This window comes from Flagellimonas oceanensis, from assembly GCF_003992595.1.
Lineage (GTDB): Bacteria > Bacteroidota > Bacteroidia > Flavobacteriales > Flavobacteriaceae > Flagellimonas > Flagellimonas oceanensis.
Map to the genome: position 1 here is coordinate 1 of NZ_RZNA01000019.1, position 21689 is coordinate 21689.

Below are 21689 nucleotides of genomic sequence, written 5' to 3' on the forward strand. Positions count from 1 at the left end.
TCAAGTTCTAAGGCTTGCTTAATTGCGTACTTGTGATATCATCAGATTCATACAACTGGTAACCCAAGTATTCACAATTTTCATTGCCCCCTTGAAAACAGGCTTCCTCAACCATGATAGTTTGCCAAGGCTCGTTGAGCGGTTTGTAATAGGCCACTCTATCAGCATCAGCTGATGGAGCCTCTGTGGCAAATGCCAAGCCGACCGCCAACAAAATGGCAAAGGCCGGTAAAACAAGTTTTAAAAAATTAGATTTCATAATACTAAGTATAAAAGTTAATGCCTACTCTTTTCTAGGTTTTCGGCATCCCCTACTGCACAGTATTTTGATGTGTTTGCATATTATATTGTTTCTTGGACCAAAGGATTCCCAATAAGGCAAGGAACATAAAAGAGATATTCAATAGGATATGGTCCTTCCATCCCAAGGCCGATATGACCCCGCCACAGGAACAGGGGATGGATTCGCTGTACCTAAGAACTATAATGATATAGATGGTGAATACCCCCAAAAGAATAAAACTGGCGTAAAATGCTATGATTTGATATCTACGAAACCACAATAGACCAGCAATGACCAATTCCAGAAAAGGCACGACCCATGAGATCAAAGAAGCATAGGGGGATATATAGGGCATCCGTTCCAACCGCATTTCAAAGATGTCCAAGTGCATCAGTTTGCTCACCGCTGTATAAACAAAAAGAATGGTCAGCAAAAGGCTGAACAGCGTAATAAGTTTAGGGTAGATTCCTTTGTACGACATATCTTTTGATTTGATATGACAAAGTTCGGGAGTCTGATTTATCTCTAAGGGAGCAATTGTTATCTGAAACGGATTAATTGCATGATTTTAAGGATTTTATGCCCTTAAATCAGAGGGAGACATTCCATATTTTTCCTTGAATGCCCTTGAAAAATGGGTCTTGCTCTTAAAACCGGTCATTTGGATGATTTGCTTTATCGTTAAGGTGCTGTGCTGGATCAGGGTCTTAGCCATTCTGAGACGTTCCCTGATCAGAAATCTAAAAATGGTCGTACCATAAATTTGTTTGAAGCCATATTTCAGTTTGTACTCATTGGTGCCTTTCTGACGTGCAAGATCCTTCAGAGTGGGGAGATCCTTGTCCAGATTGTTGGTAATCATATCATGGACATCCCGGATGATTTGGATATCATCAGGGGTCAAAGTGACCTTGTGCTCCTTAATGCCTTTGGTCACTTTGAGTTTCTTTTTGGGAAGGCTTGTTTCAAAAGGCTCCCCTTTGGAAAAGAAGACGGAGTTTAAATGAATTTTCTGACCGCTGCCGTCCAAGGCTTGGTAGACCGAGATTTGACAATCCTTGGCCAAAAGAAGACCATCATTCGTAACGAATTCCAGGAACAATACCGTTTCAGACCGCTCCCTTTTCAAATATTTGGTCATCTTCTTGGTCCATCTTTCCACGGACTTTTCAGTCATAAATGCAGTGATATGTTTTCCGATAAGGTCTTTGGGGAGATAGGACATTAAGGAGCAGGTTCCGTTGGTAAGCAATTCAATTTGACCGTTCCCATCTAGGATAAAGGACAGTTGGACGACACACTGTGGGGTATTATGCGCATTGGCAAAGCCCTGATGGATAAAGGCCGCCCCTATTTCCTCATTGACCATGTTCAGCATGACCACCAATGAAGCAATATTATCATTCTTATCCGATGGTTCAATGGTATAGAAGAAATTGCCCTTGGCCATCTCCAAGAGCATTTTTTGTATTCGTTTTACCCTAAAGTCATCACTGTTCGGCATTTGCTTTCATTTTATTGATCAGTTATTATCTTTTTCTTTCACACCCAAATAGTCCATGGCTTCCGGTTTATTGGTAAAGGATTGTGTAGGTACCTTTTGGGCATGGGTGTCCAGATAAATGGAGCTGATCATGTCCGTAACCGGCGGATCGATTAAAAAAGCCAGTTTCTCGACCCAAAGGGAACCATCCAAAGCCAAATAGTCCCTGGCGGCCTTGTCTATATTCCTTACCTCCCGTATATCGCAAAGCACGGGCATTGGCTTTCCTTCTTGTAGTTCCATCCGATCCTTGACAATTAGTTGTGCCGCCTTAAGATTGATACAAGGCACTTTCTTATAAATGATATGTAACAAATCATCGGTCAATAGATATATGGCATAGTTATTTTCATGTGATTTCTTCATTCTGTAAAACTGGTTAGCAAGATCAATTTACAAAATTAGTCCAATTGAATTGTCCACAGGGGAGTTATTGACCTTAATAAAAGGATTTCTGTTATCTGAAAGGGAGTATCTGTTATCTGAAAAGGATTTAATCATCTATATATAATTTATTAGCTGACAAAATCCGTTTCTTTTTATCACAAATTAAATCAAATAAAATGGCCAAGATCAAACACCACAATTTTTTGAACACCGTACATGAAGTATTCACCGATGCAAAACAGGCTGGGGTATTGCACCTTTACGCCGGGGGAAGCTCTTTCTCTGGAAGGACCATAGAAGTCGACGGCAGGGAACTGTACCATTTCGGCACCACAGGCTATTTGGGCTTGGAACAGGACTCCCGGTTAAAGGAGGCCGCGATAAATGCCATAGAAAAATACGGCACCCAATTTCCCCTCTCGAAGTCCTATATCTCCAATCCGCTTTACAAGGAACTTGAGGATTGCATTCAGGAGTTGTACGGTCAGCCGATAGTCATAACCAAGAACAGTACCCTGGGACATTTGGGCGTCATTCCCAGTGCCGTGGATGATAATGATGTGATCATTTTGGACCATCAGGTGCATTGGAGCGTACAGAATGCCGCAAAAATGCTCAAAACAAGAAGTGTTCCCATCGAAATGATACGCCACAATAATTTGGAGATGCTGGAGGACAAGATCAAGAAGTACCAACATTCCAAAAGGCGTATTTGGTATATGGCCGATGGCATCTATTCCATGTACGGGGACTACGCCCCTGTCAAGGAACTGATGGCACTATCCAAAAAATACCCACAACTCCATTTTTATTTTGATGATGTGCACGGGATGAGCTGGGTCGGGAAAAATGGTACGGGCTATGTGCTGGATCAGTTGGGGGAATTACCGGAAAATGTACTCCTTTTTGGTACGCTGAGCAAAACCTTTGGAGCTAGTGGTGCCGTACTGGCCTGTTCCAACCCAGAACTATACGATAAAATCAAGACCTTCGGGGGGCCTTTGACCTTTTCGGCCCAATTGGAACCAGCTTCAGTAGCCGCAGCTATGGCCTCGGCACAAATCCACCTTTCTCCCGAAATCTACGATCTTCAGCAAGAATTAAGGGAACGCATCAACTACTTCAATACATGCCTGTCCCCTACCGATCTACCATTGATAGATCAGAACAAATCACCTGTATTTTACATCGGGACGGGAATGCCCAAGACGGGTTATAATTTTGTGAACCGATTGATGCGTGAGGGTTTCTACGTCAATCTGGGCATTTTTCCTGCAGTACCAGTAAAAAACACCGGGGTACGGATTACCATCTCCAGACATAACCAAAAGGAAGAGATCAAAGGATTGGTAGAAGCCATGGAATATCATTTCCCTCTTGCGTTGGAAGACACCCAAACGAATTCAGAAAGGGTCTTTCATGCCTTTAAATTGGAGCATAAATCCAAAAGCAAACCACAGCTCTCCTCCAAACTCAACATAGAAATTCTAAATACCATCGATCAGGTCGATAAAAAACAATGGAACCGATATATGGGAGGACAAGGCGTCTACGATTGGGAAGGACTGCAATTTTTGGAGGAGGTTTTTCATGAAAACACACAAAAAGAACACAACTGGTTGTTCCGATATGTGATTATTAAGGACTCCAACGGTATTCCGATATTGATGACCTTTGTGACCCTTTCCCTATGGAAGGATGACATGCTCGCCCAAGCATCCATATCATCTGCCATTGAACAAGAGCGAAAAGAGAATCCTTATCATTTGTCATCTTTTGTACTGTCGTTAGGCTGCTTGTTTACCGAAGGCAACCATCTTTATTGGGACGAATCACATCATTCCAGTAAAGAAGCTAGGGATGGACTATTGGAACTCCTTGAAAAAATGGAACACCAGTTAGGGGCAAAAATGACCGTCTTACGCGACTTTGGAGCAAACACCCCCTGGAATGACACACTTTACGGTCATGGGTTTTTTCGGGTGCAGATGCCCAACTCCTGCACCGTTGACCTCAAAGAGGTCGATTCAATGACTGGGTATATCGAACAATTATCATCCAGAAACAGAAGGCATTTTCGGAAGGACATCCAACCCTTTTTGGAATTGACACAATTCGATATTATATCGAAAGCGAATACTGCCCAAATTCAGGGGTTCAAACGCCTTTTTAGCGAGGTACAAAAGCAGAATCATGGCCTCAACACCTTTTCATTTCCGGACAAGCTGTTTGAACGAATGAATCAGAATGACCTTTGGGAATTTATCGTTCTTAACCCAAAAGGGCAACCCAATACCATTCTCGGGGTGATGTTCTGTTATTCCAATCAGAGAGATGTCTATGTTCCTGCATTTGTAGGCATGGATTACAATCTATTGGAAACCTATTCGACCTATCGTCAATTGCTATATCGAACCATTGAACGGACACTAGCCATCAAAATCCCCAAAATCGATTTTGGGATGACCGCTTCCTTTGAAAAAAGAAAACTGGGAGCCAAGGTGCATGAAAAATATGCCTATCTCCAGACCAATGATAATTTCATTTTGGAAATGATCGGGGTCATGGAAGGACAGAAGTGATAGCCAGTTGTCATGAAATACCAAAAGCTATTATCTGAATTTGAAGGTCAATTGGATACCTTGGAAAGTGGAAACGGAGATGTTTTGTTCAAGGCCGAAAAAGGGATTGTGCTCGTTGAAAAGTGCATTCGCAAGCTCCAAAAACAAATCACAGGAAAAACCTTCGCCACACAATCCGATGAGATATACTTTTTCAAGCATGTAAAACCGCAGATTTTCAGCAAGCTGATCTATTATATCAAACTCTTCAATATCGAAAGTAAGCGTCCAAGGGGGAACAATGCCGCCCAAATCAAATACCTGCAACACCAAATCGATAAATTACAGACATTTTTCAATGACAATCTGGAATTCTATAACTACTACCGCCGCGGTGCGATGTCCTTGGATGAGCAATATTTTGTGAGGGGCAACCGTGATCTACGACTTCCCTTGGAATCCTTTCATTTTTTGATAGATGACCAATTCTCCACCTGTCAGGATGGGACCGTGGCCACGATCATGGCCTATGATATGCTCATTGTATACCTCAGAAAGCAGGTGGAGGATATACAAAACAATTTAGAACCCCAAAAGAACACACTTATGGAAAAACCCTCGAAATTATTCTGGACAGGAAGCAAGACCGACTTGATTGAACTATTATATGCATTGCATGCCAGTGAATCCATCAATGGTGGCACCGTGGACATCAAGGAAATGGCCTCCCATTTTGAACACTTTTACAATATTGATCTTGGCAACTACTATCATACATTTATAGAGATACGGTCACGAAAGACAAGTAGGACCCGTTTTTTGGAAAAGCTCATTGAACTGCTCCACCAACGAATGGAAAGTTTGGACGAATAATGGAGCATCCTTTTATCTGCCCTGACCATCGCCTACACCAATCCAACAGCCTAAATACCATCAGTACTTCATGCACAAGAGGGTGACCGTTTAAAACACGGCCTTTTGAACAAAGTTTATTGGGACGTTTGAACAAAGTTCCATCAAAACATCCGCCATAGTTTTGCTCCATTAAACAATTTAAACATTACGTATGGAACAAAACAATTATCACGGTGCCTTACAAAAGCCCATTGAATCGGGCTTTAATGCAAAATCAACTACCTGTGAGGTAATCAAAGGCATTGACCTAAGTGGAAAGACCGCTATTGTTACAGGAGGAAATACCGGCATTGGACTTGAAACGGTAAAAACTTTGACCGATGCGGGTGCCAAAGTCATTGTACCGGCAAGGGATATGGAAAAGGCCAGAAAGAACCTCCAGGGCATTGCCCATGTGGAAATCAGGGCCATGGATCTGATGGACCCGTTGTCGATGGACACATTTGCCCAAACCTTCTTGGATTCGGGAAGCCCCCTGCACCTACTGATCAACAATGCCGGGATCATGTGGGTGCCTTTACGTAGGGACGCCCGTGGAATCGAATCCCAACTGGCAACAAATCACCTGGCCCATTTCCAGTTGACGGCCACACTTTGGCCGGCACTGAAAAAGACCAAAGGGGCCAGGGTCGTACATGTTTCTTCCAGTGGGCACCAATTCTCTGATTTTGATTTTGACGACCCCAATTTTCTCAATAGGGAGTATGAGACCTTGAAGGGCTATGGACAGTCCAAGACGGCTGTGAACCTCTTCTCCATGGAATTGGACAAGCGAGCAAAGGCATTCGGTGTGAGGAGCTATGCGCTCTGTCCAGGTGCGGTCGGAGGGACCGAACTCTCAAGGGAAGCCCCCCTGGAGCTATTCCAAAAGTTGGGCTATTGTGATGCGGAAGGAAACATTCTCCCGGAGGTGGCCTCCTCCCTGAAATCCATACCCCAAGGTGCTGCAACCACGGTCTGGTGTGCCACGAGTCCCTTGCTCAATGATATGGGTGGGGTATACTGTGAAGATGTGGATGTGGCCCCTTTGGTATCCGATGTGTCCATGATTGGAGGTGTAAAACCCTATTCACTGGACCCCGATAGCGCAAAGAGATTGTGGGAATGGAGTGAGGAAATGATCGGGAGGCCATTTCCAATTGAGCGATAGTGGTTATCTTTAAACCATACACACCCAATGGAATATCAAGCGACATACATTACCCCTGAAATCAAACTGTCCGAATACCATGGAAAGTTGTTCAAAACAGAAGCGGCCTTTGATAACCATTTGCTCGTATGGTTGATCTCCGGGGAAACAAAGATGGTGCAGGCCGACCAAAAGGTGTTGTTCGGTCCAGGGGACACCTTTTTGATTCCCCGGTACCTGTTGGCGACCATCATCAACTATCCCAAGGATGGGTTGCCCCATAAAGCCGTTGCCATGCACCTATCAAGCGATAGGCTCCAAGAGGTTTACAGGGTCTGCGATTCAATCCCGAAACCCATGAACACCCAAAAGGTCATCCGCTTTCACAAACATCCTTTACTGGACAGTTGCCTTGCTTCGCTCATACCCTATTTTGATATCCAGAATGATTTTCCCCAGCACATTGCATCCCTGAAGATCAATGAGGCCATCAGTATCCTTAGGACAATTGACCCTTCCGTGGATATGATCCTGGCCAATTTTGAAACCCCGGGCAAAATAGATTTGGTCCATTTCATGGAAAAGAACTTTATGTCCAACCTCCCCTTGGAAAAATTCAGCTATTTGACAGGACGCAGCCTAACCACCTTTAAGCGTGATTTTGGCAAGGCCTTCGACACTACCCCGCAACGATGGCTTACCCGTAAACGCTTGGAACTGGCATACCACGAGTTGGTGGAAAAAGGGAAAAGACCTGTGGAGATATGCTATGAAACAGGTTTTGAAAACCTATCCCATTTTTCGTTTGCCTTCAAAAAACAATTCGGGGCTTCACCATCCCAACTTTTGGGAAAATCGAACCATTGAGGAGCATGTGTCATATGGCATCGATAGTTATCATTCTGTTGGCTTTCCCATTGAGCCCATATCAATAAAGGGACCGTGAAGAAGTCTTGGGACAATCCGTCAATCGACTGTTTTTTGTACACATCTATTTGGTCTAGAAATTCTCCCAAGGTGGGACCCACCTTGGGAGTTTTGGTTTTGGACCTGTTTCTAGTTCCTTTCTCCGCCTTATCCAACCGTAGTATTGGAAGCAATGTGACAAATCACTTCAATTGAGACCAAATTTTATGGATCAAAAATCTTTCCCAAGTTGGTACCCACCTTGGGAAGTTATTCCAAAAACCTTCTTCAGTTTTGCATTTAAAGTCAAATCAATGGAAGGGCCATCAAATTGCATGAACCCAAGGCGATGGTCCTTTTTCAAAACACAAAATGTATGGGGACTACCATTATCACAACAAAACATCTTATGGAGTTCAAAGTTGAACTTCTTGAGGACATTAAAGAACTACTGGAGAACAACAATGGCAGATCGGGCAAGAAATGGCTCAGGTCCAATGAGGTCAGGGAACTACTGGACATATCCCGGGGCACCTTGCAGAACCTTCGCATCAACGGGACCTTGCCCTATACCCGGATAGGTGGGGTACTGTACTATGACCATAACGAGATCATAGAGGTATTGGAACGCAACAAGGTGAATCCAATATTCTGATCTGATTTTAAGGATGTAATCTATATCTGGAATTTGAACGGATTCCTTGATCAGGTATCAATGGATGGCCGTATGAGCCCCAGTCATGTCAGTATGTACCTAACCTTGTTCCTTTGTTGGAACAGGGGTTATCTTAAATCTGAATTTCACATCAATCGGGAAGCGCTAATGAAATTGTCCAAGATCAGTCCCACCGCCACGTATGATCGTTGTATCAAACAATTGGACCACTGGGGCCACATTGTGATCAACCTTCCCATAATCCCAGCAAAGAGAGCAAAATCAAGATGTTCAATTTTGGAACAAGTACCGAATAGGCCCTGAACAGCTACTGTGATAAAGATCGAACAAGGGGCATACAAGTTTTGATACGTAATAATAAACAATCCTTAAAAGAAACAGAAAACCATGGCGAACCTGAAAATTTTAAAAATGAAATCCCGTTAGCCATGCAAAGAAAGTACAAGCTTTCCAAAGCTGTTCAATTCCAGGATAACCTGCAAACAGCTTCCGGAAAGGATTATGGGGAACCGTTATGAAATTGGATCATCCACATATCATTGACGAGGGTGGCCTTGCCTTTCACATAGGGGAACTTAAAGGGTCGCGGATCACCTACAATTTCCAAAAAATGCTTGTATACTTGGAGGCCAAAGGGAAGCTGATGTTTGGGAAAAAATTCAAAATCCATGAAGATGATCATGATGTTCTATCGGCATTGTGCAATTACATCGTTCGGGATTACCAGGGCTGTAAAAAACATGGCTTAGACCCCAACAAGGGCTTGATGCTTACTGGCCCTGTGGGTTGCGGTAAGACAAGCCTGATAAGGCTATTGAGGTTCCTGGTTCCCTATCAGCGGCCCTATTCCGTCATACCAAGCCGAAACCTCGTGTTTGGTTTCAACCATATCGGCTTTAAGACCATTGAGGACTATGGCAGCAGCGACTATTTTTGCTTTGATGATATTGGTGTGGAACCGATGGGAAGGTATTTTGGGAAAGACTGTAATGTGATGGGTGAAATACTTTTGTCCAGGTATGAATTGTTTGTTGGTTCCAAGGTTCGTACACATTGTACCACCAATTTGAACGCCGGTGAACTGGAGGCATATTATGGGAAAAGGGTGAGGAGGCGAATGCGGCAAATGTTCAATTTGGTGGCCTTTGACAAAAAAAGTAAGGATAAAAGATCTTGAACCATTTACCATCAAGGTTATTGGGATATCCATCACAATCAATAATGGTTTTTAAGTTAGCCCCTTCATTGCTTCCTGCTCTTCCCGGAAACTGGGAAAGCGGTATTGAACTTGAGCGATTCCGACCATACGGGGAATATCTTCGGAAAGATATGACTGTACCACCGCAGAAATAAACATGCCCTGGGCATGGTATGAAAAAATCCTTTACCCTTAAGCCATCCATTACCTTGGATGTAATCCATTTTGGAAAGACCATGTTTCAAGGTGTTATTCGTGGTCCACTTGTTTTATGCCATCAATAAACGGATTTCCGATATCCAACCCTTTTTCAATATGAAATCTAAACAAATATCGCCCAAACTTTCAAGCAGTGGTGGTCCAAATTGACGTTTTGAGCCTTTTCGTTAGACCTTCATTTTCATGTTATCAACATGTCTTCTGGGTTTTCAACTTCATATTGGTGCCATTTGTATGCAAATGGGCACATTTTGCACCAATTTATATGTTATCAACAAGATGCTGGTAATCAGTGTTTTGACCTGTTATTTCCAGTACTTTTCACATATCAATAATCGTCTAATTCCAAAGCGTTCACGATATGCGAAAATCACTGTTCATCACCATCCTATTCTTATTTGTTTCCAGTTCCATTTTGGCCCAGATCGGGGGCATTGAGGATTCCGTCAATGACATTTCCGACACCATCCGGACCATCTTCCCCATCATATTGGGGGTCATCTTTTTGGTGGGCTTCCTGTTCAATGCCGGCCACTTCTTTGGCGAGAACGCCGACCTGAAGAAAGGCATTACCCGGGTATTGGTCTTTGTACTTATTGCCGGGGCCGTCGTTGGCATCTTTACCTATCTCATCGGAATCGTGGTGTAAGATGAAAAAGTACGAGGTCTACCGAAATATCCGCAAGCGGGCCATGATCATGGGACTCCCCATCTCCCTGTTTGCCTTGATGATGGTATCCGTTATCGGTTCCATGTTGGTCATCCTATTTTCCTTCAGTTTTGGTGTCATCGTAGCCCTGCTGTTGTTCAATGCCCTATTGTTCGGGGCATTGGCCCAGTGGGTTAAAAACCCTCAATTACTTTCCGTTCAAAAGATCTTCCCCCACACCATCAGCAACAAAAAACTAAGCCTTTTTTTATATGAGTAAAATCAACCTCCAATCACATCACCCTATCCTGGACATCCAGAACCATGTGGTCTTCGCCAACAATGGCAATGTCGTGCTATGCTATGGGGCAGTCCTTCCCGAGATCCATTCCCTTTCTGAACAAGATTTTGAAGAACTGCACAGGATGTGGTTCCAAGCCTTCAAATCCTTGCCCACAAATACGGTCATCCATAAACAGGACATTTACCAAAAAGCGGGATATGATGCCCTACAATTGCCCAACCGGACCTTTTTGGAAAAGGCCACCCATAATTACTTCAAGGGACGAGAGCATTTAAGCCATCAAAGCAATCTGTTCTTTGTACTGCCCTTGGACAAGGCCCTCAACGCCGCCAAATATGTCAACCCGTTCCGTAAGGCCGAAAAGGGCCTCCACCGAAAACTGGATGTGCAGGTGGCAGGGTTCATCACAGCGATCAGTGATGCCGTCTCCTTTATCAATAACAGCCAACGCGTTTCATTGGTCCCAATGGAGCCCGCAGACATTCTCACCCATTCGAACAACTACTATAATGGCTTCAATCAAGATTTCGATACCGATATATTATTGGATAAAGAACAAATAGAGATCGGTGACCATTATTTTGATGTGATGGCGGTCAACAATGAAGCTTGTTTTGGAGGACCTGTCCAGAGCAGCAAGACCCATGAAAAATTCACTTCGGATGATTTTAGCTTTCACCAAGGATTTATCGATGGGCTGGGATTGGACCTTGACCAGAACCATATTGTGAACCACATCCTCTATCTCGATGACAAAAACAAATGGCGCAAGCTCTTGGACAAAAAAGTGGAGGAGCTCGGCAAAAGCTCCAATTTCGGTTCCCAGAACAAGGTGGTCCTCAAAAAGGTCCAACATATCCTGGACCAAATCAACCATGATGATTCGTCACGCATCACCCGGGGACATCTCAATATCATTTTTTGGCATTCGGAAGCCGAACAAGTCAAACGAACAGCCTCCCAAATCAAGGCGGTTCTCAAGGAACTGGACATTATGCCCTACCATCCCAATGGGGAGGAACGCAAGCATTACTTTTTGAATTCCCATCCCTGCCATGCCTCCAATTTCTCCAATGAAGATCTGTATGTAACAGATTTGAAGCATGCCCTCTGCCTGTCTATCAACAACACCAACTATAGGTCTGATGCCACAGGTATCATCTTCAATGAGCGTCAACACAACATCCCGGTGCTGAAAGATGTATGGGACGAACGAAAGAAACGTATCAAGGCCCGGAACTTTGCCATTTTCGCCCCAACTGGGGAAGGAAAGTCTTTTTTGGCCAACAATATTCTACGGCAGTATTTTGAGCAAGGTGTCCGCCTTGTCCTTATCGATCTGGGAGGCTCCTATGCCAAATTTGCAAAACTCTATCCCCACCAGCATATCATCCTACGTTACGAACAGGGCAAGAATCTGGGCATTAACCCCTTTTATGTTTCTGAGGAAGCCGATCTGACCCCAGAGCTTTTGGAGGACCTTACCCTATTTCTCTTGGAACTCCTTGCAGCGAACAATCCTTCCAAATCCCAACAAGTGGCCATCAAAAAAGTCCTGCTCCTCTATTACCAAACCATTCGGCAAGACCACTCCTTAGCTTCGCTCTACCAGTTTGTCGACGACCAAAAAGATACGCTTATCCAAGAACTACAGATCAAGGAAGCGGACTTCAGTACCTATGACTTTTTACATATCCTCTCTGAATATGTGGAAGACGGTCTTTATAGCTTTCTGTTCCATACGGATGCCGACCGGACCTATACCATTGAGGACAAACGCCTGATCATCTTTGAACTGGACGAGGTCAGGGACAACAAGGAAATCCTCTCGGTAATGCTCAAGCTCATTAAATCGGCGATTCAACGGACCGTCTGGCGAAACCGCTTAGAGCGGGGCATTATCCTATTTGATGAATTTGCCAAGCAGCTCAAGTTCCCCAACGTCCTGGAAAGTGTGGAGTTCTATTACCAGGCCATCCGAAAACAGAACGGGGCCATTGGCATCATCCTGCAATCCATCAACCAACTGCCCCAGAATCCCACTTCGGCCAGTATACTGGAGAACACCCAGATCATATACAGTCTTCGCAACGAGAAAGGTTATGATGTACTACAGAAGCGGCTCAACCTCTCCGGCCATGACCTGAACCAACTCAAATCCATCCGTAACAACCTGACCGGGGAACGGAAGTATACCGAGATCTTTATCAAGATCGGGAAGGAGAGCAACATCTTTCGCCTGGAAGTCCCTCCCGAAGTCTATGCCGCCTATCTCACCGATGGCAGCGAAAGCACCGAGATCATGCAGTTTTATGAAGAAACCCAGGATATGGAGCAAGCCATCAAAGCATTTATTCACCTCAAAAAGAACTCTTATGAAAACAAATAAGAATGTGTCCATCAGGAAAAACGCCCTAATCTTACTATTGGCCCTAACCACTACCCTATTACTGCCAGCAGGCGCTGCCTGCCAGGGGATGCCAGTGTATGACAATACGAACTTTATAAGTCTGACCAAGTCGTTGGTCGAATCCGCCAAACAGACTTCGGAACTGTTAAAGACCGTAGCTTTTCTAAAAGAACAAAAGGACAACATTGTCAAGGTCAGCAATACGATCAAGCAATTGAAGGCCCTACAGGAGCTGACCAAGAACAATGAGATATTATTTCAGACCGTACAAAACGATTTGAGGGACATCTTGAATTCCCCTTATATCAAAGCGGGGGAAGTTGAACAGGTGTCCCATTCCTTTCAGTTGATCATGGATACCGCCATCGATGACCTGGACTTTGTCAACCAGATCCTGTCGAGTGATTTCCTGAAGATGACCGATGCGGAACGCACGACCATTTTGATGGAAAAGAAAAAGCAGTCCCAAGAAATGGTGGCCGAACTGGAGGGCAAGACCAGGCGTTACCGGGAGATCATCTCCTTTCGCAAGATGCAAGATGTTATCAATAAGCGCGAAACGAACTACTAATGGCAGGTATATTCTTAGGTATCGGATTGGAATATGTGGATGCGGTCTTCCAGACCATCAAGGACAGCGATTTTTCACAGTACACCATTGTGGGGATGAAGGCCTTGGCCGTATTATTCTTTCTGATCAACATCCTCAAAAAATACAATGAGGGCATCGCAACCACGGATGGCCACACCTGGGGCCTTACCCCCACGGAACTGGCCAAAAACTTTGCCATTGTGCTCATCGTCATCTTTTCCACAGAGGTATTGGAAGTCTTTGACGGCTTTTTGGTCGCCATTGAATCCCGGTACCGGGACACGGCTCCGGCACTCCTCCCCCTACAGCTCCAGGATGTGGACCTGGAACGGGACGTGGGTGCCTTGGAAGCCGCCAAAAAGGCCATGGCCATCCTCTATGAGGCCCTTGTTACTCCCTTGTACGGTTTAAAGATGTTGGCCTTTATCATAGGGGTCATCCTATGGCTGTTGGATATTTTCATCTATCCCCTGTTCTTGGCCGAACGGTATTTCCTATTGGGGATCATGCAGGCCTTTTTCCCTTTGGTCATCAGTTTGGCCGTATTCGAGAAGTTCCGCAATCTGGCCTATACCTATTTCAAGCTCTATGCCGGGGTCTATATGTTGGTACCGGCCTTTTTCTTGGTCAATGTCTTTGTGAACAACCTCTATACGGAGATCAACACCAACTTTTGGGGCAGCCTGTTCGGAACGGATTGGGGCAGTGAGTTTTTTGCCCCGGTCATTGAGCTGGGCTCCATTGGATTTATCGTTTTGCTCAAATTCAAACTATACCGGAAGGCCACGAGTTTTACGTTGCGCCTGTTCACCGGATAAACACCCATCAAAATGAAAACACCTTTTACAAACATCCAACAGGTTTTACGGCTGAACCGATTTGTGGTCATGGGCCTGATCCTCATGACCGGTTTGGTCTGCATCATCTCGGTCACCCTAGTGGTCATAGTTCACAAAGAAAGCCTGAACAAGGCCTTTATGGTCAGTTCCGAAGGAGCCGTCATCCCACTTCAACTGGCTTCCCAACGGGAAAACCTGGAAGTGGAGGCTTTGGCCCATCTGGAACAGTTCCACGGCTGGTTCTATGGGGTAGAGGCCAACAGCTATGAAAAGAACATGGAAAAGGCCCTGTGGTTGGGCAATGCCTCGGTGGATGCCATCTATCGGCAAAAGAAGGCCGATGGCTTCTACAACCGTTTGCTGCAATACTCTCTGGTCCAACGAGTGGTACGCATCGATTCCCAAATCGATATGGCCCAGGAACCTTATGCCTTTCAGGTCCGGACAGTGATCCGCATCAACCGAGGTGTCGTTACCGACACCTATGAGTTGATCACTACGGGTAAACTTATCATAGTGGAGCGTCATTTCCCCCACAACCCACATGGGTTGTTGATCACAGATTTTTTTGAAAACTCCCTCCGTAAAATAGAAGATCATGAAACAAGAGAAGAATAAGATTGTATTTGTATTGATCCTGGTGTGCGTGGTGCTCTTTATCGTGGCCTACTCCGTTCTCACCTTTGGCAAGGACAAGAAAACCGAACTCAAACCGGACCGCATCCCGATGCCCGATCTGGAGGAAAGCCAAAATGTGTATGAATCCAAGATGGAGGCCTTGGACGCCCTCAAAGAACAGCGCGAGACCACCGCTCCCCAAATCTATCCCGACCATATGGTCGATGACAAGGGTTATTTCAATCCCGATTATATGGAGTACGAGAAACAACGTATCATCGATAGTGTCTATAACACGGGCAATTTGGCCCCGCACCGAAAACCCGCCCCAGCTTTGGACCTACCACCGACAAAGGATCCGCAAACCGAACCGACCCCAATCAAAGAGCCCCTACCGGAGAGCTCCTTAACCGCTGCCGAAATGACTTTGGAACAGCAATTGTTCTTTGCCTCCCGACCCAAGGTTCCGGAACAAAAAACCAATAATGGCATTTTGGTCGAAGTGGACGGCGAACAGGTCTTGCGCAAAAATAGCCGCATCCGGTTGCGATTGGTGGAGGCCGCCTCGATCAGCGGCCATCATTTCCAAAAATACACCACTTTGTTCGGTACCGTGCGTTTCCGACCCAATAGGACCCTCTTGAACATCACCCAAATCGACCATACTCCCCTGCAATGGGAAGCCTTTGACCTCCAGGATGGCCTTGCAGGGCTCTATCTGGAAAACTCCCTTAGGGAGGAAGCCACCCAAGAAGTGGTGGATGATATGGTACAGGACATCAATATTGCGGGTCTGCCCCAAGCCAGGGGTCTAAAGAGCGTATTCCAACGCAGCCAGCGCAAGCAGAAAGTGACCGTCCTGGATGGCCATCGCTTGCTGCTCAAACCAAAACAGTAACATAAAAAACAGAACCATGAAAAATCACACCCTTTATCCAGTTATCCTATTCCTCTTATACACCGTCCATGCCCCAAGCCAAACCTTGGATACCATCTATGCCAACGACCACCAGGTCGTTTCCCTTTCCTTTACGAATCCTATCCAAAAGGGCATGACCGGCTCCCCTGACTTTGCCTTCAATTTCAATAGGGAGCAAGCGGAAAACCTGGGGTTGCTACAAGGGGAAAAAGACCAGGAGAGCAATCTCTTGGTACGCACCACCACTGGCAACCTCTATTCCTTCATTCTCGCCTATCGCGAAAATCTCCCCCAGTTGCATCATTTCATAAACCCCGACCAACGCTTGAAAAATCCTTTTCAACAACCTTCCCATAGCCCTGCAGATTCCATTCAGAAAATCCATATCGGGCAAGAAGAACAATTTACCTTACTATGCACCCAATTGCTACAAAGCAAGTCATCCTCCCACCGAAGCAAACACCAAAAAGGCATCAAGGTCAAACTCATGGACCAAGAATATCATGGTGATCATGTCTACATGGTCTATGAACTTAAGAATAGTTCCACTATTCCCTATAAAATTGGTCAGTTCCAATTATCAAAGGTCTTGGGCAGCCCGAAACGTAAAGCCTCATATCAGGAATTGCCCATCACTCCCCTATTCGAGTTCCAAATGCCCCATCAAATCGGTTCGGGCACTTCCGTCCGCTTTGTGGTGGTGTACCCCAAGTTTACCTTGAACGCAGGGCAGCACTTACAGGTAAAGGTGTTGGAAGCTCAGGGAAGTCGTAATCTTACCTTAAAATTACGCTGATCGCTATAGGATAGGTCCCTTGGATTCCCTTGAGTATTGGTTATGGAACCTGTGAACCGATCTCCTCTCTTCACTATCATACTTACGATGGTCATAATCCATAAAACATTCCCAAAGGCCGATTTTCATCCAATCAAAGGCTATAATGTTCAGCTTGCGATACCTATTGATGGAACCCTTGTTGCCCAATATCCCTTATCAACCCATTTACTAAAAGTTCGTAATATTGCCGACCATCAAAAAAAGGCAAAACCAAACCAAATCCCCTTTAGTGAAACAAAACAGAAAACATAATTTCCTTTACGTGATTACCGGCGGTCCTGGAGTGGGCAAGACCACCCTGCTTCAGGAACTACAGCAAAGGGGCATGCACGTCATCCCGGAGATCGCCCGTCAGCTCATCAAGGAACAACAGGCCATCAATGGGGATGCCCTGCCATGGAAGAACAAAAGATTGTATAGGGATCTGATGTTCCAACGCTCCTTTGAAAGTTTCGAGAAGGTCATAGAAGAACACCAAGGGGATGCCCCCATCTTCTTCGACCGTGGTTTTTTGGATGCCATCTGCTATGCCAGTCTTACCGGTATTCCGATAGAGAACGATATGAAAATACTGGCCCAGACCTGTCGTTACAACGACCATGTTTTCATTCTACCACCATGGAAAGCTATCTATGAAACCGATGCAGAACGGAAACAGGACTGGAACGAAGCGGTGTTCACCTATAACAAAATGATCCAGACCTACCGAAGCTACCAATACAACCTGGTGGAGATTCCCAAGGCCCCCATTACAGAAAGGGCAGATTTTATCCTGGAATTCTTGACACAGAATAAATAGACCCTTGTGACATTGGATCAGCGCTCCAATACCACCCATGCATCCAATCCGTAATGAAATATACTCCAATAGGTTACACGTATATTCCTACAACATAATTTCGATACGGTTCTTATATTTGTGAATCCCCTACCTTGTTGGAAGGAGGACCAAAACAACCAGCAACCATACAAATGACCACCCCATCCAAAACAGGCCTGACCGAGACCTTGGCCCCATTTTTCAACCAGTCGATCGATTGTTTGTGCATCGCAAACTTCGAAGGATATTTTGTGGACATCAATCCAGGTTTCCTAGAAATGTTGGGATACTCCAAAGAGGAACTGATGTCAAAAAAGATCTCGGAGTTCATTTATGCCGAGGATCGCGAACTAACGAACCAGAAAAGGCAAAAACTCTTGGAAAATGTTCCTTTGGTCAATTTTGAAAATAGGTATGTCAGTAAATCCGGGAAATTGGTCTGGTTGCACTGGACATCGATTCCCCTGCCAGAACAAGGCTTGATCTATGCCATTGCAAAGGACATTACCCATAAAAAGCAACTACAAAAGGTGCAGCTCTCCCATTTGAACGATCTTTCCATGGCCAATAGGGAGCTGAAACTATTGAATTACACCACCGCGCACGATTTAAGGTCCCCGATCAACAACCTCATCTCATTGGTCAACCTGATCGATCTGGATAAGGTAATTGACCCTGAGACCCAAGACATATTGGCTATGATCAAAGTATCCACTAATAGTTTGATAGATACGATGAACTCCCAAATAGACTCTTTCAAGGAAATTGATACCGCACAAAGACAACTTTCCAGAACCGGCCTGATGGAAGTAATCAATAAGGTACAACACTCCATTGGAAGTTTGATCAAGCAATCGGGAACGCGGTTCCATATAAACTTTTCCGCACTTTCCATCGTATGGTTCAACCCCCAAGCATTGGAGAGTGTCTTTCTCAACTTGATCACCAATTCCATCAAGTACTCCAAGACCGGGATTTCTCCCATAATAACCATCCATAGTGCGATAGAGGACGGAAAACACCTCTTAAGATATAGGGACAACGGAATCGGTATTGATATGTCAAAGGTGGGCCACCAACTTTTCAAATTGAACCAGGGCCACCATGGTGGGAGCAATAGTAAAGGAGTGGGCCTGTATTTAGTACATCAAAAAGTGACCGATAATGGCGGGAGTATCGAAGTGGACAGTAAAGCAAACCATGGAACTACCTTTACGATCACTTTCAAGGAAGATCCCAATCCAAATATCCGGTAAATATACCTACCGGAACAATGAAGCCACTTCTTGGTGCACCTTCAAATAATGCTGTTCCAACGCTTCCTCGGTCACCTCCATCGGTCCCGGTAATCCTTTAGTTATCTCTGGCCTTGGGAACCGCACCTTACGGTCCTTCCCATCCGCAAAGACCACAAACTCCCCTTGTTTTAACCGAAAGAATACTTCTGCCCTGCGTTTGGAGACCTCCTTCTCCCCTTCTGTGATCCGACGTTCCAGATTCAACCCGGAACTCTTGCTCACACTTCGGGTCGGTATTTTGACCAATTCAAAGAAACGCTCATAGTACCTTGCCGTGTCCGGGTCGTTCACCTTCCCAAAAAACTGATAGGATAGATTGGAGAGTATCGCCTTGCTCGCCTTCTCCCCGTACATCATGTCATTTTGGATCTTGTCCTGCAACACATAGACCGTCACAATATCATAGCTCCGCAAAGTCGCCGGTATCCGGTGCATGTTCAATAATCGCAGTGTGGATGCCTCTTCCAACAACATAAAGGAGTGCTTGCGATTGCGTTGGCTCATCTGCTTCGAAATCGTATGGATGATCGTGGCGATCACGGGAGAAAGGGAAGCATCCTTTTGCGGGTTGTTGACCAAGGCTATTACCGATGGGTTGTTTTTGGTATTGATGTCCAAGGGGATCTCATCCTTGGAAAGCACCATGAATATTTTTCGGGTACTGATCTTTTTAAACCCGTTGGCCAAGGTACTGAGCACCCCGGCCGTCTGCCGGTCCGACCCCATCCCACTGATAAAGGCATCCGCCATCCCCCGCGAGATCACGTTCCCACGTAAAAAATTTATCAAGCTTTTGGTGCTCAATTGTTGGTACAGGGCCATCAAATGGGGCAAAGTACAGTATTGAGGGTAGTCTGTCCTTAACCGCCATATGAGCCCACTGATCAGCCCTTCTGCCGCATCCTTAAAGAAACGGGAGGTGTTGTTCCCATCAGAACCCCGATGTTCCATAAGGTTTTCCAAGAGTACCCGGGACACCTCGTGCACACTTTCCTCATCGGGCAGGTACTTGGGGGCAATGGGATTGACCCGATGGTATAGGGGCCCGAAGGAGACCACACGAAAAGGCACCTTTTTGTCCTTCCAGAGCGGATAGGCCATTTCGGTGATCTCAAAATCCTTGTAATCGTGTATGACCCCAGAAAACCGTTCTTTTTGGAAATGCTGCAACAACCCATAGATGACACTTTCGGTCTTTCCACTTCCCGCCGAGGCCAACACGGAGATGCCCCTTCGGATATTCTCCAGGACCAACGTCCTTCCACGAACCTTTAGTTTTACCTCAAAGACCCTGGATGGTTTGTGCACGTCCTTATGGTAATCCACTAAACCAAAGCTTAGGGTGTGCACAAAAAACAAGGGGAGCCAAAGCATTAAAGCCCCTTCTAAAAAATCATTCCAAGGCCTTAACCAAGCTGTGATCACAGCCAATAAGGTCACGGACAAAGCCCCCAATACATAGCCATACTTGAGATACCTAATGACCACAAAAGATATCCCTCCCCCGACCATCCATACAAGCATTACCCCGATCCATCCCAATTCTTCCATATCCCTTACATTTAAATTCCAATGGACCCTGACTCCACGGCCTTTCCGATACCTTTTTTCAGCTTCATCATGGCCTTGTAGGCCAATTGCACCTTGTTGGTGGGTATGCTCGGCAGCTTGGCCCCTGCCTTGGACAAAAACTTTTTGGCGGCCTGCTTTTCATTTGCGGGGAGTCCCAAAAGGGTTGCGAAAAACCGTTTGGGATCCTTGTCCAAAAGGTTACGGGCATGGTAGGTCTCCACAAAGTTCCTGCGATAGCCAAATTGTTTGTCAAAACTCCTTTCCGCTGCCCTATAGAATTTATCCCGATCAAAGCCCTGCTTGACTTTCTTCCCATTGAGAACGGTCTCTGAGGTGCGGAACCTGGAGCCCGGGGACAGGCTATGGGAATTGGTCACATCCTTTCGGCTCACGATGATATGGATATGGCCCTGGTTTCCTTCCTTGGCCATTCCTGGAACGATGCGTTTACCATTCTGTCTATAGGGTGCTTCCCCTTCCAATTTTTGAATCCTTTCCTGCAGTTTCCCCATATCGCCTTGTTCCCTACCTTCCTCAATGGCCCTGACCTTATGTTGCAGTTCCAATATCCTATTGGCATAGGCCTGATTTTCTTGGACAGCCTTATCCTTTTGGGAATAGGTCCGCTCGCGCTCCAGTTTCGCGAAATACAATACATCCTTGACCGTCACTTCCTTGCCCCTATAAAAAGAGGCGGCATAACTCTTCATGAGTTCCCTGGTGTATTGTTTGAGTTTTTCGGGACTGTCCCCGATATGTTCCAGTTCCCCTTGTGAGGGACTGACCATGATCGAATAGAACTTGGGATCCCGTTTGGAGAGCTTCGAGGTGTTGGCATCGATCTCGGCGATGACCCTGTCGGCCTCAATATCGTTTTCCGTTTGATTGAAGAACAGTTCCTGCTCTTCCTTGGCCTTGCCCTTGTTTTCCTTTTCGAGATAATTCACGAAATCCCGGGCACTGCCACTATAATTACTGCCCAATTCTTGGCGCGTGATGGCTATATACATATT

22 protein-coding genes are annotated in these 21689 nt (G+C 45.4%); 16 read left to right on the plus strand and 6 right to left on the minus strand.

Annotation, left to right across the window (positions count from 1 at the left end; genetic code table 11):
• Positions 1 to 7: 7 nt before the first annotated feature.
• The 4 genes from EO132_RS06090 to EO132_RS06105 form a co-directional block, all read right to left on the minus strand.
• Positions 8 to 259, minus strand: a complete 252-nt coding sequence (locus tag EO132_RS06090) for a DUF6520 family protein (RefSeq protein WP_127137033.1) — start codon at positions 257 to 259, stop codon at positions 8 to 10.
• Between the two features lie 52 nt (positions 260 to 311).
• The gene (locus tag EO132_RS06095; protein WP_127137034.1) at positions 312 to 764 is read right to left on the minus strand and encodes a MauE/DoxX family redox-associated membrane protein; all 453 of its coding nucleotides are present in this window, start codon (positions 762 to 764) and stop codon (positions 312 to 314) included.
• 96 nt (positions 765 to 860) lie between these two features.
• Positions 861 to 1787, minus strand: coding sequence for a helix-turn-helix domain-containing protein (locus EO132_RS06100; protein WP_127137035.1), 927 nt, complete (start codon positions 1785 to 1787; stop codon positions 861 to 863).
• An 18-nt stretch (positions 1788 to 1805) separates the two neighbouring features.
• Positions 1806 to 2192, minus strand: a complete 387-nt coding sequence (locus EO132_RS06105) for a DUF7793 family protein (protein WP_127137036.1) — start codon at positions 2190 to 2192, stop codon at positions 1806 to 1808.
• A gap of 197 nt (positions 2193 to 2389) precedes the next feature.
• Here EO132_RS06105 and EO132_RS06110 point away from each other — a divergent pair, with 197 nt between their 5' ends.
• The 16 genes from EO132_RS06110 (at position 2390) to EO132_RS06185 (ending at position 19062) form a co-directional block, all read left to right on the plus strand.
• Positions 2390 to 4795 carry an aminotransferase class I/II-fold pyridoxal phosphate-dependent enzyme gene (locus EO132_RS06110; protein ID WP_127137037.1) on the plus strand — a complete coding sequence of 802 codons (2406 nt, stop codon included), beginning with the start codon at positions 2390 to 2392 and terminating at the stop codon, positions 4793 to 4795.
• Between the two features lie 12 nt (positions 4796 to 4807).
• Complete coding sequence (locus EO132_RS06115; protein ID WP_127137038.1) at positions 4808 to 5647, plus strand: RteC domain-containing protein; 840 nt, start codon at positions 4808 to 4810, stop codon at positions 5645 to 5647.
• A 193-nt stretch (positions 5648 to 5840) separates the two neighbouring features.
• On the plus strand, positions 5841 to 6839 hold the full coding sequence (locus EO132_RS06120; protein WP_127137039.1) for an SDR family NAD(P)-dependent oxidoreductase: 999 nt from the start codon (positions 5841 to 5843) through the stop codon (positions 6837 to 6839).
• Positions 6840 to 6866: 27 nt separating this feature from the next.
• The gene (locus EO132_RS06125) at positions 6867 to 7685 is read left to right on the plus strand and encodes an AraC family transcriptional regulator (protein ID WP_127137040.1); all 819 of its coding nucleotides are present in this window, start codon (positions 6867 to 6869) and stop codon (positions 7683 to 7685) included.
• Positions 7686 to 8100: 415 nt separating this feature from the next.
• Complete coding sequence (locus EO132_RS06130; protein WP_127137041.1) at positions 8101 to 8379, plus strand: helix-turn-helix domain-containing protein; 279 nt, start codon at positions 8101 to 8103, stop codon at positions 8377 to 8379.
• A gap of 535 nt (positions 8380 to 8914) precedes the next feature.
• Positions 8915 to 9577: an ATPase gene (locus EO132_RS06135; protein WP_205780323.1), complete on the plus strand. Its 663-nt coding sequence runs from the start codon at positions 8915 to 8917 to the stop codon at positions 9575 to 9577.
• Between the two features lie 601 nt (positions 9578 to 10178).
• Positions 10179 to 10466: a hypothetical protein gene (locus EO132_RS06140; RefSeq protein ID WP_127137042.1), complete on the plus strand. Its 288-nt coding sequence runs from the start codon at positions 10179 to 10181 to the stop codon at positions 10464 to 10466.
• 1 nt (position 10467) lies between these two features.
• On the plus strand, positions 10468 to 10746 hold the full coding sequence (locus tag EO132_RS06145) for a hypothetical protein (RefSeq protein WP_127137043.1): 279 nt from the start codon (positions 10468 to 10470) through the stop codon (positions 10744 to 10746).
• Complete coding sequence (locus EO132_RS06150) at positions 10739 to 13159, plus strand: TraG family conjugative transposon ATPase (protein WP_127137044.1); 2421 nt, start codon at positions 10739 to 10741, stop codon at positions 13157 to 13159. The genes EO132_RS06145 and EO132_RS06150 overlap by 8 nt, the downstream gene beginning before the upstream one ends.
• Positions 13146 to 13751 (plus strand): conjugal transfer protein, encoded by a 606-nt coding sequence (locus EO132_RS06155; protein WP_127137045.1) that lies wholly within the window; start codon positions 13146 to 13148, stop codon positions 13749 to 13751. The genes EO132_RS06150 and EO132_RS06155 overlap by 14 nt, the downstream gene beginning before the upstream one ends.
• Positions 13751 to 14590 (plus strand): hypothetical protein, encoded by an 840-nt coding sequence (locus EO132_RS06160; protein WP_127137046.1) that lies wholly within the window; start codon positions 13751 to 13753, stop codon positions 14588 to 14590. Before EO132_RS06155 ends, EO132_RS06160 begins: the two co-directional genes overlap by 1 nt.
• 12 nt (positions 14591 to 14602) lie before the next feature.
• A complete protein-coding gene (locus tag EO132_RS06165; protein WP_127137047.1) occupies positions 14603 to 15229 on the plus strand; it encodes a conjugal transfer protein TraK in 627 nt (208 codons plus the stop codon).
• Positions 15210 to 16127 carry a conjugative transposon protein TraM gene (gene traM / locus EO132_RS06170; RefSeq protein WP_127137048.1) on the plus strand — a complete coding sequence of 306 codons (918 nt, stop codon included), beginning with the start codon at positions 15210 to 15212 and terminating at the stop codon, positions 16125 to 16127. The genes EO132_RS06165 and traM overlap by 20 nt, the downstream gene beginning before the upstream one ends.
• Positions 16128 to 16143: 16 nt before the next feature.
• A complete protein-coding gene (locus tag EO132_RS06175; protein ID WP_164732283.1) occupies positions 16144 to 16944 on the plus strand; it encodes a DUF4138 domain-containing protein in 801 nt (266 codons plus the stop codon).
• Positions 16945 to 17215: 271 nt separating this feature from the next.
• Positions 17216 to 17785, plus strand: coding sequence for an AAA family ATPase (locus EO132_RS06180; protein ID WP_127137050.1), 570 nt, complete (start codon positions 17216 to 17218; stop codon positions 17783 to 17785).
• Between the two features lie 173 nt (positions 17786 to 17958).
• Positions 17959 to 19062 carry a sensor histidine kinase gene (locus tag EO132_RS06185; protein ID WP_235856389.1) on the plus strand — a complete coding sequence of 368 codons (1104 nt, stop codon included), beginning with the start codon at positions 17959 to 17961 and terminating at the stop codon, positions 19060 to 19062.
• A gap of 6 nt (positions 19063 to 19068) precedes the next feature.
• On the opposite strand, the gene EO132_RS06190 is transcribed toward EO132_RS06185, so the two are convergent.
• Both EO132_RS06190 and mobB read right to left on the minus strand, forming a co-directional pair.
• Positions 19069 to 20655 carry a type IV secretory system conjugative DNA transfer family protein gene (locus EO132_RS06190; RefSeq protein WP_127137051.1) on the minus strand — a complete coding sequence of 529 codons (1587 nt, stop codon included), beginning with the start codon at positions 20653 to 20655 and terminating at the stop codon, positions 19069 to 19071.
• Positions 20656 to 20666: 11 nt separating this feature from the next.
• On the minus strand, positions 20667 to 21686 hold the full coding sequence (mobB, locus tag EO132_RS06195; RefSeq protein WP_127137052.1) for a MobB family relaxase: 1020 nt from the start codon (positions 21684 to 21686) through the stop codon (positions 20667 to 20669).
• Positions 21687 to 21689: the final 3 nt, after the last annotated feature.

Coding starts and splice junctions, on each gene's coding strand:
- EO132_RS06090 (WP_127137033.1), bottom strand. CDS start 259: ATGAAATCTAATTTTTTAAAACTTGTTTTACCGGCCTTTGCCATTTTG.
- EO132_RS06095 (WP_127137034.1), bottom strand. CDS start 764: ATGTCGTACAAAGGAATCTACCCTAAACTTATTACGCTGTTCAGCCTT.
- EO132_RS06100 (WP_127137035.1), bottom strand. CDS start 1,787: ATGCCGAACAGTGATGACTTTAGGGTAAAACGAATACAAAAAATGCTC.
- EO132_RS06105 (WP_127137036.1), bottom strand. CDS start 2,192: ATGAAGAAATCACATGAAAATAACTATGCCATATATCTATTGACCGAT.
- EO132_RS06110 (WP_127137037.1), top strand. CDS start 2,390: ATGGCCAAGATCAAACACCACAATTTTTTGAACACCGTACATGAAGTA.
- EO132_RS06115 (WP_127137038.1), top strand. CDS start 4,808: ATGAAATACCAAAAGCTATTATCTGAATTTGAAGGTCAATTGGATACC.
- EO132_RS06120 (WP_127137039.1), top strand. CDS start 5,841: ATGGAACAAAACAATTATCACGGTGCCTTACAAAAGCCCATTGAATCG.
- EO132_RS06125 (WP_127137040.1), top strand. CDS start 6,867: ATGGAATATCAAGCGACATACATTACCCCTGAAATCAAACTGTCCGAA.
- EO132_RS06130 (WP_127137041.1), top strand. CDS start 8,101: ATGGGGACTACCATTATCACAACAAAACATCTTATGGAGTTCAAAGTT.
- EO132_RS06135 (WP_205780323.1), top strand. CDS start 8,915: ATGAAATTGGATCATCCACATATCATTGACGAGGGTGGCCTTGCCTTT.
- EO132_RS06140 (WP_127137042.1), top strand. CDS start 10,179: ATGCGAAAATCACTGTTCATCACCATCCTATTCTTATTTGTTTCCAGT.
- EO132_RS06145 (WP_127137043.1), top strand. CDS start 10,468: ATGAAAAAGTACGAGGTCTACCGAAATATCCGCAAGCGGGCCATGATC.
- EO132_RS06150 (WP_127137044.1), top strand. CDS start 10,739: ATGAGTAAAATCAACCTCCAATCACATCACCCTATCCTGGACATCCAG.
- EO132_RS06155 (WP_127137045.1), top strand. CDS start 13,146: ATGAAAACAAATAAGAATGTGTCCATCAGGAAAAACGCCCTAATCTTA.
- EO132_RS06160 (WP_127137046.1), top strand. CDS start 13,751: ATGGCAGGTATATTCTTAGGTATCGGATTGGAATATGTGGATGCGGTC.
- EO132_RS06165 (WP_127137047.1), top strand. CDS start 14,603: ATGAAAACACCTTTTACAAACATCCAACAGGTTTTACGGCTGAACCGA.
- traM (WP_127137048.1), top strand. CDS start 15,210: ATGAAACAAGAGAAGAATAAGATTGTATTTGTATTGATCCTGGTGTGC.
- EO132_RS06175 (WP_164732283.1), top strand. CDS start 16,144: ATGAAAAATCACACCCTTTATCCAGTTATCCTATTCCTCTTATACACC.
- EO132_RS06185 (WP_235856389.1), top strand. CDS start 17,959: ATGACCACCCCATCCAAAACAGGCCTGACCGAGACCTTGGCCCCATTT.
- EO132_RS06190 (WP_127137051.1), bottom strand. CDS start 20,655: ATGGAAGAATTGGGATGGATCGGGGTAATGCTTGTATGGATGGTCGGG.
- mobB (WP_127137052.1), bottom strand. CDS start 21,686: ATGTATATAGCCATCACGCGCCAAGAATTGGGCAGTAATTATAGTGGC.